Origin of the sequence: Streptomyces lacrimifluminis, assembly GCF_014646095.1 — a bacterium.
Classification (GTDB): Bacteria; Actinomycetota; Actinomycetes; order Streptomycetales; family Streptomycetaceae; genus Streptomyces; species Streptomyces lacrimifluminis.
The window spans coordinates 1-12,852 of record NZ_BMMU01000052.1; the positions used below are offsets into that span (position 1 = coordinate 1).

The 12,852-nt window shown below is 68.0% G+C and carries 12 protein-coding genes; 7 read left to right on the forward strand and 5 right to left on the reverse strand.

Annotated features, from left to right (window positions below; all coding sequences use genetic code 11):
- The first annotated feature begins 243 nt into the window (after positions 1-243).
- A complete protein-coding gene (locus IEY89_RS37855) occupies positions 244-435 on the forward strand; it encodes a hypothetical protein (protein ID WP_189152097.1) in 192 nt (63 codons plus the stop codon).
- Positions 436-1,160: 725 nt separating this feature from the next.
- Here IEY89_RS37855 and IEY89_RS37860 read toward each other — a convergent pair.
- The gene (locus tag IEY89_RS37860) at positions 1,161-1,307 is read right to left on the reverse strand and encodes a hypothetical protein (protein ID WP_189152076.1); all 147 of its coding nucleotides are present in this window, start codon (positions 1,305-1,307) and stop codon (positions 1,161-1,163) included.
- Between the two features lie 364 nt (positions 1,308-1,671).
- Entirely contained in the window at positions 1,672-5,700 is a 4,029-nt protein-coding gene (locus IEY89_RS37865) for a CHAT domain-containing tetratricopeptide repeat protein (RefSeq protein ID WP_189152077.1), read from the reverse strand.
- 99 nt (positions 5,701-5,799) lie between these two features.
- Here IEY89_RS37865 and IEY89_RS37870 point away from each other — a divergent pair, with 99 nt between their 5' ends.
- From IEY89_RS37870 to IEY89_RS41615, 3 genes are all read left to right on the forward strand, one after another.
- The gene (locus tag IEY89_RS37870; RefSeq protein ID WP_189152078.1) at positions 5,800-6,192 is read left to right on the forward strand and encodes a hypothetical protein; all 393 of its coding nucleotides are present in this window, start codon (positions 5,800-5,802) and stop codon (positions 6,190-6,192) included.
- Complete coding sequence (locus IEY89_RS37875; RefSeq protein WP_189152079.1) at positions 6,193-7,119, forward strand: hypothetical protein; 927 nt, start codon at positions 6,193-6,195, stop codon at positions 7,117-7,119.
- Positions 7,120-7,195: 76 nt separating this feature from the next.
- Positions 7,196-7,318, forward strand: a complete 123-nt coding sequence (locus IEY89_RS41615) for a hypothetical protein (RefSeq protein WP_268240797.1) — start codon at positions 7,196-7,198, stop codon at positions 7,316-7,318.
- Between the two features lie 76 nt (positions 7,319-7,394).
- Here IEY89_RS41615 and IEY89_RS37880 read toward each other — a convergent pair whose 3' ends face one another.
- The 3 genes from IEY89_RS37880 to IEY89_RS37890 all read right to left on the reverse strand — a co-directional run bounded on the left by IEY89_RS37880 (position 7,395) and on the right by IEY89_RS37890 (position 9,161).
- Positions 7,395-7,691 carry a cyclic nucleotide-binding domain-containing protein gene (locus IEY89_RS37880; RefSeq protein WP_189152080.1) on the reverse strand — a complete coding sequence of 99 codons (297 nt, stop codon included), beginning with the start codon at positions 7,689-7,691 and terminating at the stop codon, positions 7,395-7,397.
- Positions 7,692-7,757: 66 nt separating this feature from the next.
- The gene (locus IEY89_RS37885) at positions 7,758-8,066 is read right to left on the reverse strand and encodes a Crp/Fnr family transcriptional regulator (RefSeq protein WP_189152081.1); all 309 of its coding nucleotides are present in this window, start codon (positions 8,064-8,066) and stop codon (positions 7,758-7,760) included.
- 129 nt (positions 8,067-8,195) lie between these two features.
- A complete protein-coding gene (locus IEY89_RS37890) occupies positions 8,196-9,161 on the reverse strand; it encodes a protein NO VEIN domain-containing protein (protein WP_229695666.1) in 966 nt (321 codons plus the stop codon).
- Positions 9,162-9,362: 201 nt separating this feature from the next.
- Between IEY89_RS37890 and IEY89_RS37895 the strand changes: the two genes are divergently transcribed.
- The 3 genes from IEY89_RS37895 to IEY89_RS37900 all read left to right on the forward strand — a co-directional run bounded on the left by IEY89_RS37895 (position 9,363) and on the right by IEY89_RS37900 (position 12,513).
- Positions 9,363-11,336 (forward strand): DNA/RNA helicase domain-containing protein, encoded by a 1,974-nt coding sequence (locus IEY89_RS37895; RefSeq protein ID WP_189152082.1) that lies wholly within the window; start codon positions 9,363-9,365, stop codon positions 11,334-11,336.
- A 74-nt stretch (positions 11,337-11,410) separates the two neighbouring features.
- Positions 11,411-11,578, forward strand: a complete 168-nt coding sequence (locus IEY89_RS42310) for a Helicase associated domain protein (protein WP_506004857.1) — start codon at positions 11,411-11,413, stop codon at positions 11,576-11,578.
- Positions 11,579-11,736: 158 nt separating this feature from the next.
- Complete coding sequence (locus IEY89_RS37900) at positions 11,737-12,513, forward strand: hypothetical protein (protein ID WP_189152083.1); 777 nt, start codon at positions 11,737-11,739, stop codon at positions 12,511-12,513.
- Positions 12,514-12,852: the final 339 nt, after the last annotated feature.

The window sequence follows — 12,852 nt, forward strand, 5'->3', positions numbered from 1 at the left end:
CACCAGCCCACAACCAAGATCAATAAGCAAACGCGTCAGCTACGCCACATCGGTGGCGCCGCACACGCCGCAGAGGAACCTGCCAGGTCGCGCCACGGTACCCATTTCGGCATGGCAATACCATGCTTTCCGCAGGTCAGAGGCAGTATCGAATCGAAACTGTGCTAGTTTGACGGGCGTTAGGCACGTCCCGTCGCTGTGTGCGGTTCGTTCCGCGCGCCTGGATCTGTGAAGGACCAGTAGGTGCCCTCTCGCCCGACCCGTGAGCCGAACGTGATGGCCCTACTGGGTCTTTTGGCCGTGCTGGTGATCATCCTGACCAGCGGTATCGCGATGTACGTGACCTACCAGCACCCCACCCTCGCGCAACCGCTGACTGTGGCCGCAGGCGTCGCAGCGGTACTCCTAACGGCCGTCGGCGTCACTCGACGCTGAGCCCCGCTTCCCTCCGGACACGCGGAGGCCGCCGCCGCCACGCAGGTCACCCCTCTGCTCGCGCCTCTGGTCGCGACGGCGGCACGGCCGGTTGGGCGGACGGGCGGCAGCACCTCTGACCTGCTGGACAAGGGGTGCTCAGGCGGCCCCTGGTGGGCGCCGACTTCTTGCCTGTGGCGGTATTGGGCCCGTGCGGCGTCGGCAACCCCACGCCGCACGGGCCCAATCCGCCGACCCCGCTGAACCCCCCGACCCGACCAAGCCGAATCTGGCCCGCGCGAGGCATTTCCAAGCTGCCGCCGCGCCGCGCCCAGCTCGCCGCCGAACGACTGCCCACCACCCCGGCCACCACCGACCCGGTGCCCGCGCGCCCGGTCGCCGCGGCCTGGGCACCGGGCGCGCGCCCCCTCCGGGGCCGGGCCGGCCCCGGACGGTGACAGCAAGTGCCGGGCCGCCCCGTACCCGGCCTGGCACACACGCGTAGCGCGCGAGGGCGCGCAAGCGTTGGCCTGGCAGGCGCGGAACGCCGGCGGTGGCCAGGGCGACGGTGAAGGACTGCCAGATTGAATGGCCATAGCGGCGCCGTGCGAGGCGGACAACGCCAGCAGGAAGGTTCCCGATGGCCTTCGCGATCGAGGTCATCACGAAGTCCGTCGTAGAAGCGCACGAGTGTACGACGGCGACACGGTGGACGAATACGAGCACCGGAACTGCACGACAGGCACTCACTGCAGGAGCAACTTGATGTGGAAGTCCGCCTCCGGAACGTACGAGCAGGACACGTTGGTCGAGACCTGGGCAGGGACGAGGCCCCCGGCACGACGTACGGCGGCTTCATCGAGGAACGTGGCGAGTCCACAATGCCTATCCATGCCGCCGCCTCCAGCGGAGCGCGCCCTATTCACGATCAAAGGCAGAGTACGAGGTCGAGGAAGACATATCTGGTAGACCCTTCTTGGGAAAGGGCACCGAATCTATAATTAACAGAAATGCCATTCATGAATATAAATAATTCTCTGCAAGATCATCAGCGTCTGGGCGACGGCTTCCGCTCACACCCGACGCCCGGCCGCGGCAGGAACAGCCGCCAGCCAATAGTCCACGGCGTGCTGGGACGTCACCGGTTGACTGACAGCTCGGTGCCCACCTCGAGATCTCAGACGATGAGGGCGCCCGCCTCGGCCTCCGGGACGTGGCGGGCGCGCTAGCGGGGCATTGGGACGCGGATGAGCTTCATCAAGCGCCGACGTGGATATAGGCGGCCCATAGCGAAGGAGTTTGGGGAAGCGCGTTTCGTGCCGTGACAACTGTGCCATGCAGTGCACGAGCAGCGCGTTTGGGGTCGACGGTTCCTTTCTCATCGGTCAGACCGGCATAGAAGGAGCTGGCCACGTCGACCGCGTGGTGGTCGTTGATCTCCCAGAGTGTGCCGATGACCTGGGGGTAACCAGCAAGCTGGAATGCGGCGGCGAGGTGAATGGACTCGTCGATGAGTTCGGCGTTGGTGCTTAGGGCGGTGCCGCAGGCCGACAGGTAGGCCAGGTCGGCGTTGTCGAGGTGGTACGGCGCGAGGGCGGCAACCGTGAACGGGGCAGTTGCGTGGTCATGGAGCAGAAGATGGCTCTGGGAAGGGTCACCGGCGAAGCTTGTTCCGTGACAGGCAAAGTGCGCGATGGAGTAGACGGGGAGCCGATTGAGGACCTCGACGCGGGTCGGATACCCGTTCCCGATCGAGGGAAGAGGGTGCGGGAGATCGGGCTCGATGAGGGTGTCGGAGTCCGCCAGATGGGATGCGACCACAGCAGCCTCATCCCGTACGTGGTGTAGCCGCCCCTCGCCCGGAAGGCCAGGTGTAGTCGGCATGGCCACAATCAACGCCCGCCGCCCGGGTCGGCGGCCGTGATCCGTGCGCTGCCGCGCGTGGCGCAGCGCGCGGATGGTGGGGGTGTAGGAGAACACCACCCTGTCCATCACGGTGCGCGCGCCAGGGTCGTCGGGGGAGTCGGTGTGGTGGCCGGCCGCGTGGACGGGCAGGAGCCCGAGCAGTCCTCCCGGCGCCCACCAGATCCTGGGCAGGGTTTTGCCGGGGCCCGGGGCATGGTCGAAGCCGAGCGCGAGCAGGACGGGTTCGGCGATGGTGTCCCAGAGCCATCGCAGGACTTGCGACAGCTGCTTCTGAGCCGCCATACGGGCGCGCGAGGTGGCACCGGCGGAGGCGGTTCGTAGTGCCCTGTGAAAGTTGTTGATCTGATTGATCAGCGTGTCGTGGGACGCGCCTGGCAGCGGTACCGCAGTTACGCCTGCCGATGTGACTAACAGGGCGTCCGTACGGTAAGTGCTGGTGTTGAAGACGACGATAGGCCCGTCACCGGCCTGGGCAACCAAATCGCTCGTCACGGGTGTCCGTCCGAAGGAGCTAAACCCGTCCCGCGCGCGGATGCGCGCTACCAGGCTCACGAACTCGCCCGCCAGCTGGCGCCGGTCGAACGCGTCGGCGGGGAGCAGGGAAACCGTCGCCTCACCGTTGACGTCGCGAACCTCTGTCTTCTGCCCAGGCTCGGGTGAGCGGTCGAGCAGGCTTCGCAGCTCGACGTACCGATCGGCGAGTTCGGGATGTTGCGCCCGGAGGTCCGTCAGATCACTGCGGGTGTCCAGTGCCTGGCTGAGCAGTACGGCGCGTCCCGCTTCGAGCAGCTGCAGTGCCCGGGGCGCCCGTTCGCCTTGCAGAAGCGTGGTGTCCTGCAGGGTCAGCGCGGCGGCTTCGGGGGCCAGGCCCGTCAGACGCCGCACGGCGTGCTGTACATCCGGCCGTTCCAACTCCCGCGGTGCGATCTCAGGCACCAGCTCGACGGCGGCCGCCAGTAGTCTCGCCGCCCGGGTCAGCTCGGACGGCATGGTCAAAGCTGCCGCGAGGCGAGCCGTGCGGACCCGATCGGACGGCGGGACTGCGGTGAGCGCGGTGTGACGCGCGAACGCGTCGGCGGCCGCAGCGGAGTCTTCCTGCGCGCCGGTGCGCCGGAAGCGGCGGAGCAGGGCATCCCCGAGGTGGGACAGTCCGATCCCGAGGTCGGGATGGTTCGGGGGAGCGAGCGCCACTGATTCCTGCATGACGTGTACGGCTTCGTCCTCGTCGTGCTCGTCGCCGGTGTGTTCGGCACGCAGGCCGAGCGCGATTCCGAGAGTGGACAGGATCATCGCTCGATCGGGGGCGTCGTCCCGGACGGCAGACACCGCCTTGCGGTGCGCGGCGATCGCTTCGTCCAGGTCCGCCAGGTCGCGGCTGAGTCGGAAACGTGTGCTCAGCGTCATTCCCATGGCGGCGAGGAGCTTGGCGTACTGCTCGTCGCTGGCTGGCACGCGGCCGAGCGCCGCTCGGATCTGCTCGATCGCCTTGTCAAGGTCCGCCGGATTACGGAAACGCTCGAACCTGATCCGCAGGGCCATTCCGAGATTGACCTCGAAGAGAGGTCGTTCGGGATGGTCGTCCGGAGACACCGAGACCACCTCGCGGAGGATTCGGACGGCCATGTCCAGGTCCGCCCGCGCGCCGCTGTGGTTGAACCGCACGTACAGCAAGCCGCCGAGGTTGCATAGCCGGGCGGGCCACGCCGCGTCGCCGACCCCTGTGGCCTTGACTGCCTTTTGCAGAGCGTCGATCGCGCGGTTCAGGTCCGCCAGTGTCCCGGTCCATGTGGCCCGGGAGCTCAGTGTCCGTGCCAAGTTGGACAGTCGGCGAGGCCGTTCGGGGTCGGTGGGACCGGAAGCGGCGACCGCTTCCTGGTGCGCCTCGATTGCTTCGTCGAGATCGTTGGGCCCGCCGGTGTGGCCGAATCTCAGATGCAGTGCGATGCCCAGGGCAGCCTGACGGTTCGCCCGTCCGGGACTTCCGGGGGGTGCGGCGGCCACCCCCCGGCGCAGCAGATCGATCGCCTCGTCCAGGTCCGCTTGCTGCCTCGTCTGCTGGAAACGCGCGCGCAGGGCGTTGCCGAGGTTGAACAGCCGGTCGGGCGCTTGGATGTCATCGGCGGAGATGACGGCGGTCGCTTCCCTGAGGAGCGTGATTGCCTCTTCCAAGTCGTGCGGACCGCCGATGACACTGGACCGTGTCTCCAAGGCGGATCCGAGCATGGACAGTCGTTTGAGTCGTGCGGGATCCTCCGGTGAGGTGGCGTCCAGGGCTTCCCGGTGGACCGTGATGGCCTCATCGATGTCGTCCTTGAACTCGCGGAAGTAGAACCGTGCAGTCAGTGCGTCTCCAAGTTCCGTGAGGTGGTTCGCGCGGTCGGCGTCGCCGATCTGAGTATCGGCCACCACTCGTCGATGAATGCCGATCCCCTCGTCGATGTCGGCCCAGTCGCCGGCGACCCGGAACCGCGACTCCAGTCCCATCCCCAGCTGCGACCGCCAGGCATTGAGGCGAGGATGCCCAGCAGGCGCACCGTCGATCACCTCGCGGAGTTTCGTGATCCCTTCCTCGAGGTCGGGTCGAGCGCCGGTGAACTCCCATCGGGCCATCAACGACAGCGCCAGATCAGCGTGCCAGTCCCACCACCGGGGGTGGTCGGCCCGGACGGTGGCGATCGACTGCCGATACACGTGGACCGTCTCCTCGAGATCGGCTTGGCTGGCGTGACGCGCGAAGCGCGCATTCACCGCGGACAGCAGGTTGGAACGGATCATCGGCGCGTTGGGATCGTTCGGATCTACGATGCTCAGTGCCTGCCGGAAGCAGCCGATGGCCTTGTCGAGGTCTTCTGCTGCACCCCCGTTGTCGTACCGCGTCTGGAGCACGGCCCCGAGGTTCGACAGCGTCGTCGCCCGCCGACGGCCGCCGAAGTCGGCAACGTCCAAAATGCGGGTCCAGATCTCGACTGCGGCCGTGGCCAGTTGAGGATCGGGATGGGCAACAAGAGCGTTCGACAGCTGTTCGGCCGTCCGCACGGCTTCCTTGCCGAGGACGGGGAGCAGCGCTCCCGGTAAACGGCGGACTTCGGTGCCTGTGAGGAAGCAGAGAACGAGCATGTCGACGGCTTGCCGTTCGTCCTCCGCGTCGCCGAGCACCTCATACCGGCGCCAGTACAGCCAGCCGAGCGTGAACCGGGACTCCACGTCCCTGTCGTCCACGCGCAGCAGGGCGCGCAGTGCCTGTGCCTGTTCCATGGCCCGAAGCTCCAGGACGGCTCGGACGTCCCCGCTGGTGAACCGGTCGAGACGATCCTCGATCGCCTTGCGCAACCCGCCACGGCTCTGCTCGTCCGCTCCCACTCGCGCCTCCCCTTCGCACCGTCCGGCTAGGAGCAGCATTACCCGGACACGGCCACCGCGCCCCGATATCGTCATAGTGCACACGCTCGGAGGGTGTTGTTGACCACTAATGCAGGGGACGAAGCCGACTGCCGGCGCCATGCGACCGCGCTGGCGTACGTGTGCGGTCACCTCGCTGAGATGCGCGAGATGCTGGGCGAGCAGGGCGAGGCGCTGTTGGGGCGCCTGGAGGGTGCACTTGAGGACGACGCTGCGGAGCAGGACCTCGCTGCGGTCCTGGACGAGCTGCACCGTGCTCTCCAACGCGCTGGTGACGCACCGGGGGTGTACGGGTACCGCCTCCCCTTCAATGCCGCCGGCCTGAGCAGCCTCCAGATCGTCTACCGGTGCCCGCTGAGGCGCTGCGCCGGATTTTCCCGCGCGGAAGTCACCGAGTTCCCGCCCCACTGCGCGATCAGCGGAGGCGAACTGCTACGGGAACGGCTCGTCTGAGTGGGCCAGTTGTGGAACGAACTGGCCAAGAAGCTGGCCGAGCGCTGGTTGACGCTCCTCGTGCTGCCTGGCGTTTTATATCTGGCAGTCGCCGCCATCGCCCACACCCTGCGCCGGGACCACGCGCTCGACCTCGGATACCTCAGTCGGCAGATCACCTCGTACGCGAAAGACCCGGCCGTCGGCACAGTAGGCGGCCAAGTGGTGGTTCTCGTCGCCGTGTTGATCGGGGCCGCCGCCCTCGGCCTGGCGGCCCAGGCGCTCGGCGCCTTCGCGGAACGCCTAGTGCTGGCCGCGGACTGGCACACCTGGCCCAACCCTTTCCGGTACCTGGCCGAATGCTGGGTGACCGTCCGGCAGCGTCGATGGAAAACGGCTCACATCGACTACTGCACCCAGTACGAGGCTGCGCTGGCACCCGATCCGAGCCTGCGCCCGTCCCCCACCCTCCTGAGCATCGCCGCGAATCGTCGTATGAAGATCGCGGTCGACCGTCCCGAGCGCCCCACCTGGACTGGCGACCGCATCCATGCAGCCGCGATCCGCCTGGACCGCGATCACCACCTCGACCTAGCGACCGTCTGGCCGTACGTGTGGCTGATCCTCCCGGAGACCAGCCGCACCGAGATCACCCAGGCCCGCAGCGCTCTCTCCCGAGCCGCCACCCTGGCCGCCTGGGCCATGCTCTACATACCCCTCACCTGGTGGTGGTGGCCAGCCGCACCTCTCGCCGTGGCGATCGGCCTCACCGCCCGGCACCGCATCCGCATCACCACCTCCGTCTACGCCGACCTGCTGGAGGCCGCAACGCGACTGAACGCCGTCGCTTTGTCCCAGACACTGGGGATCGACCACACGGGCCCGCTGACCGACCGCCTCGGCGACAACCTCACCAGACACCTGACGCCCAGGCCACCGGCAGTGTGACGGCAAGTGTTGTCTTGCGCCGCAAAGTCGAGGCTGTGCTCGTCACCATCCGGCGACCGCGGGGCGGTACGCCGAGGTGATCGGTCCCATGGAGGAGTTGGCCGATGCGGTCGTGGAGCGCTACTGGGAGGCGATCGCCGTTCCCGTCCCCACCCAGCCCCGGAACGCGCAGGACGACCATAAACTCGCTTCCTACTGACCTCGGCACTTCGAGGTGATTGGCCTGTTTCTGTAGCTGACTGACGGTCATCTGCGCGCTATGCCGTCGGTATGCGCTATGCGGATGGGGGCGGGCTGACGGCGAAAGGTCGGCAGGCGGCGTCGGTTCTGACGACCTCCAGCGCCCGCAGTCGGCTCATCGCCTTGACTGTCATGTCGCGGCCGGCTGCGACCGTGGCGGCCAGTTCCGGCATGGTCAACCTGATGCCGATCCGTACCCCGCCATCGGTCATCGGCTCCCCCGTCTGATCGGAGAAGAACAACAACCGCCCCGCGATGCGTTCGGTCACGCTGCAGGCACGGTACTCAAGGCGCTGACGGTCAGCCTGACGCAACCGGTACACCATCACCATGAGCATGGCCCTGCACGCACGCGGGTTCCGGTCCAAGAATATTTCGAACCGCTCGGGCGACAACGCTCACGTCTCGACCGGCCCGACCGCGATCACACTCGCCGAGTGCTCTGCGCCGCCCAAAGCCGCCATCTCACCCAAGACCTCGCCCGGCTCCCGATAGGCGAGCACGACCTCGGCTCTTTCGTCAGTGGACGTCACCACCTTGACGCGGCCTCCCACCAGCAGCATCACCCGGCGCGGGTTCTCCCCCTCACGTAACAGCACCCCACCGTCACCGAACCGGCGCACCTGCCCCAGCTCCCGCCACTGGGCACGCTCATCGGCCGTCAAAAGACGACCCTGGCTGCCCTCATCCACCACCACGATGTCCACCCCTCAGCCGCCTACCTCCACCATGGCGACAACCGCCCCCATCCACCACCCACCGACAATTTATGGCCCGCCCACCAGCGCACGAGGGTCTATCAGGAATCCTGATAGACCACACAACGAGGCATGTGTTCAGGCGGTGAGGTCGGGGAGGCGGTACTCGTACTTGCGGGGCCGGAGGTCTTCTTCGGCCGGCTCCCAGTCGGGGTAGTGCGAGACCGTTCCGCCGCTGGCGGTGTAGGGGTCGGTGACGGTGTCGACTCTGATGTCGCTGACGACGTAGAGGTCGACGGTGTTGTCCTTGTCCCGGGCGTGCAGGACCTCGTTGATGGTGAGTTCGACGCTGGTGGCGGCGCCGGTCGTGCCCTTGACCTCGACGTGGCGTTCTTCGGTGCCTCGGGTGCAGCGCAGGTCGTAGGGCTTGCCGAGCTTCTCGATCGTCCAGCCCTGTGCCTCGTAGTGGGTGGTGGCGAGTTGTTCGGCGTGCTCCTCGATGGCTTTGCGCTTCTTGGGATCGGAGATGTAGCCGGCTCCGCGGCGGCGGCGCTGGGGCTTCTTCTTGCCCTCGACCTGCTCGGCGGTGAAGCCCGGTGACTTGTCCAGGGGGACGTCTTCGGGGTCGTCGGGGTCGAACGGGATGCCCGCGAGTTCCAGGAGGTGCTGGGCCGGCATCTGGACGAGCTTGCCCATGCCCCGGTCGGTGCCCGAACGGCGGATGGCGTCGCTGCCGGTCTCGGTCAGCGGGCCCTTGGGGCCGAGCGGGACGTTCTCGAGTTTGGCGAGGGGTTCGATGCCGAAGCGCTGGGGGTATTTCAGGCGCCGTTCGGCCTCCTCGTCGGGCCAGTGCCACGCCTTGCCCTCGTAGAAGCCGCCGCGGACCTGGAAGAGGTAGAGGGTGGCGGCGCCCTGCAGCCAGTCCCCCAGCTGGACGCGTGGTGAGGCACCGGTGGCCAGGACGGCGAACTGGGGCTGAGCACCCTCGTATTCGGGCTTCCTCTCGGGGAAGCCCCAGGAGAGGGTCTCGATGCCGTGCTCGAGGTTGCGCTGGGACTCGGTGCTCTGGCCCACGTGGACCATGACGAACGTCGAACTCTTCATGCAGGCCATCATAAGCATGCTCTTATCGAGTGGTCGATAGATTTTTGACTGGGGTAGGCTGCGGATGCTGCCGGGCCCCGGCCATGTGCTCAACTCGCCGCCTGGGCAGTGCCGCTGACAATGTCTCAGCAGGGCCAGGGAAGCTGTCATCGTCGTAGCAGGCCGTACGGTGCGGTGCTGCGGAAAAGCAGGGGGATCCGCATGTCCGAAAGGTCGTCGACAACAGCCCGCGCGCTCGCGGTGGCGCCGCGCGGCAACGGCGCCGCGGCGGGAGAGCTGGGGGCCGGCGTGCGGTGTGCGGCGGCGGGCCGGGTACACGAGATCGCCGCATCGGCAGGCGACCCGGCGTTCATCGACCGGTGCGTACGGCAGTACGCGGCGGCGGGCTTCGGCATACCCGATGAGGCCGAGGTGCGCAGCTGGCGCAACAGCTGGCCGCCGTTGCTGGAGGCGCTGGTGCGGGCCGGGTTATCGGATCTGCAGCTGTATCTGGAGTACGGCACCCCGGGCGGGGGGCAGCGCCTGGACGCTGTGCTGGTCGGCAGGGCGGCAGAGGGTGCGTTGGGGCTTGTGGTCATCGAGCTGAAGCAGTGGCAGACGGCGCGGGTCCTGGACGGGCTGCGGGTGCAGCGTTCGGACGGCCTGGTGACCGCACATCCGGTGCATCAGGTCCTGGCCTACGGGAGGTTCTTCGAGTTCTGGCGGCCGAAGACGGCGCCCGTGCTGGACATCCGTGCGGCCGTGGTGCTGCACAACGCCGACCGGGAGCAGGCCGAGGCATTGCGGATCCGGGACGGTGAGGGGGCCGGTGTGCCGGTGGTGAGCGGGCAGGACCTGGCCGTTCAGGGCGCCGCTCTGTCCGGCCGCCTGGGGTGCGCAGGACTGGCCTCTCCCACGGTGGACGAGGTCGGCGCCTTCGAGCGGATCGTGTGGGCGCCGTCGGCCCGGCTGCTCGCCCAGGTCGGTGACGCGCTCAACGGGCAGACGACGTTCGCGCTCGTCGGTGACCAGCAGCACGCCTACGTACAGATCCGCGCACTCGTCGCCGATCTGCTGGAGGGAGACCCCCAGGGCGCGGTCGTCACCGTGCGCGGCGGGCCGGGCAGCGGCAAGACCGCTCTCGCGGTGCGCCTGCTCGGCTATCTGATGCGATACCAGGGGCAGAGCCGCCCGCGGTTCGTCACGCCGTCGGGAACCCTGCGCGCCCATCTCCTCGAGGCCGCCGGCGGACACGGGCAGGCCCGTGACCTGTTTCCCCCCGTCTCCTCCCTCTACAGCGCCGCACAGCACGCCGGTTCCGTCATCATCGACGAGGCCCAGCGCATGGCCAGGTCACACGACAGGCTGGCACCTGCCCTGGCCGAGGTCCTGCGCAAGGTGCCGCTGGTCGTGGTGTTCCTGGACGAACGCCAGATCATCCGCCCCGGCGAGGGCACCAGCGTGGACGAACTGCGCGACGCCGCCCAGGCCATGGGACGCACCCACCACCACCTGGAGCTGACAGGCTCCTTCCGCTGCAACGGCTCCGCCGCCTACACCACCTGGGTCGACAACCTCCTCTACGGCACCCCCACCCCGTGGACCGCACACCACGACTACGACCTGGCCCTCAGCGACGACCCCTTCCAGCTCCAGCACTGGATCGAACAGGCCACCAACGCCGGACACACCGCCCGCACCACCGCCGGATTCTGCTGGCCCTGGACCCGCACCCGCCCCCGCGGCGCCACCACACTCCCCCTCGACATCACCCTCCCCGTCCCCGCCACCCCGGCCGGCCCCGCACGCACCTGGAAAGCCGCCTGGAACGCCACCGACACCCTCACTGACCCCGACGGCCTCCCCCTCGCACCCCACAACCAGCTCTGGGCCACCCACACCGGCGGACACCAGCAGATCGGCTGCATCTACAGCGCCCAAGGCCTCGAATACCACCACGCCGGCGTCATCATCGGCCCCGACCTCACCTGGACCGACAACCACTGGACCGCCCACCCCCACCACAGCCACGACCCCAAACTCCGCACACTCACCCCCGACCAATACCTCCCCTACGCCCTCAACACCTACCGCGTCCTCCTCACCCGCGGCACCCACACCACCCGCATCCACACCCCCCACCCAGACACCCAGCAATTCCTCAACCGGCTCATCGCCCCCGCCCCCGCCAACTGACACCACCTACTCCCCGCAACAGCAACCGGTTCATGAGCCCCCCGCCTCCCCGCTTCTGCTTACCGGGGCGATGACTGCGACGCAGAGGCCACACAGAGCAGTTGGAGGACGGGACAGAAGTCCGGCTTGAGGTATGGATCATGAACCAGAAGGGACGCCGCACCAAGCTCACCACCGACAAACTCGCCGCACTCGCCGAACTCGGGATGGAGTGGGCAGCACACACCACGCAGCCGGTGTAGCCGCAGAGCCTCCATCTGGAGTGCATCCAGCGGATTTCAGGCGGACGCCCCAACTTGCGGTGCTCCGAGCCAATCGTCGGTCCGAAGAGCTCTGTGGTCTCTCCGCCCGGTGCGGCATGGGCCACTGACACCTCCGACAGCAGAAAGCACATTCTTCGATGACCACACAACTCCTACGCACCGCGCGCAGCGGTCCGCAGACCACTTCCGTCGTGACCGACCTGCCGTTCAAGCCGCAGCTCGTCAAAGCCGTGTTCAGAGACGTGACCTCGTTGCACGTCTCCCGGCCAGCCGCGTGGGCCGCCGCGTCGGTGACGCGGACCGTACTGACGGAGATCATCGACGGCGCAAGAAGCCCGGCGGCCGAAGAGGCCAGGACGAGACTGATTCCCAAGGACCTCATCTCGGCAATCGACCGGAACGTCGAGGTGGAGGTGGGATCGGCGTGGTACCTGCACAGCCCGACCTTCCACGGCCTGATGGGCGAGGTGCGCAACGCCGATGGTGCGCTCGTGTCTCTTCGTGAGCGCCGCGGGACGCGTACACCGGATGGTGTGGCTGGCGCCCACCGGTTCGAGGCCGGGGTGAAAAGGCTGCTGGGGAGCCGGGGAGTGAGGGCCGTCCCGGCGATGGTCCGCGACCTGGACGGAATCGCGAGCGTGTTCCTGACGGCCCTGGCCCGGGACGCGGCCAAGGTCGTCCGCGAGGGCGGGGCCAAGCGGTTCGGGACGGTCAGTCTGGTGGTGCCGGGCGAGCCAGCCCCGGCCCCGCTGCTCAAGGACCCCCTCCACGCCCTGTCCACCCGCCGCGGGGACACGCGGACTGTTGGCAGGGACGACGTCCTGGCCGCCATCACGATGCAGCTGTTCGGCGATCTCAGACAACGTGCCATCACCGAGGCAGCCGAGATGACACGGAACACGTCGGCCAACTGATCGCGCCCGCCCCTGCGCTCTGCCCACTGCGCACGGCTCCCACGTGTGCGCAGCTCTCGGAATCTGCCGCCCGCATTCGGCTCCGGTCGGCTCGCGAGAACGGGCTCGTCGTATGGACACGGACCGCTGGCCGCAGGCGCCCCACGGGGAAGACCTCCCTTAAGCGGGTTACCCGCGAAAGCGAGTTCCGAGTGTGCGGCGTGCTCGACGTGTACGAGCTCCCTCAGCCCGAGGGGTTCCAGTCCGAGGTCACCTCCCGGTTTCTACGACACACGAGCGGGTGGCCCGGGCGGTGCCGGCGTGGTCCGATCCCGACGCGCACGGCTGATCCGCCTGGAG

Excerpts from the sequence above, each read along its gene's own strand:
- IEY89_RS37895 (WP_189152082.1), top strand. The coding sequence starts at position 9,363 with ATGTCCGAAAGGTCGTCGACAACAGCCCGCGCGCTCGCGGTGGCGCCG.
- IEY89_RS37860 (WP_189152076.1), bottom strand. The coding sequence starts at position 1,307 with ATGGATAGGCATTGTGGACTCGCCACGTTCCTCGATGAAGCCGCCGTA.
- IEY89_RS37900 (WP_189152083.1), top strand. The coding sequence starts at position 11,737 with ATGACCACACAACTCCTACGCACCGCGCGCAGCGGTCCGCAGACCACT.
- IEY89_RS37880 (WP_189152080.1), bottom strand. The coding sequence starts at position 7,691 with ATGGTGATGGTGTACCGGTTGCGTCAGGCTGACCGTCAGCGCCTTGAG.
- IEY89_RS37890 (WP_229695666.1), bottom strand. The coding sequence starts at position 9,161 with ATGAAGAGTTCGACGTTCGTCATGGTCCACGTGGGCCAGAGCACCGAG.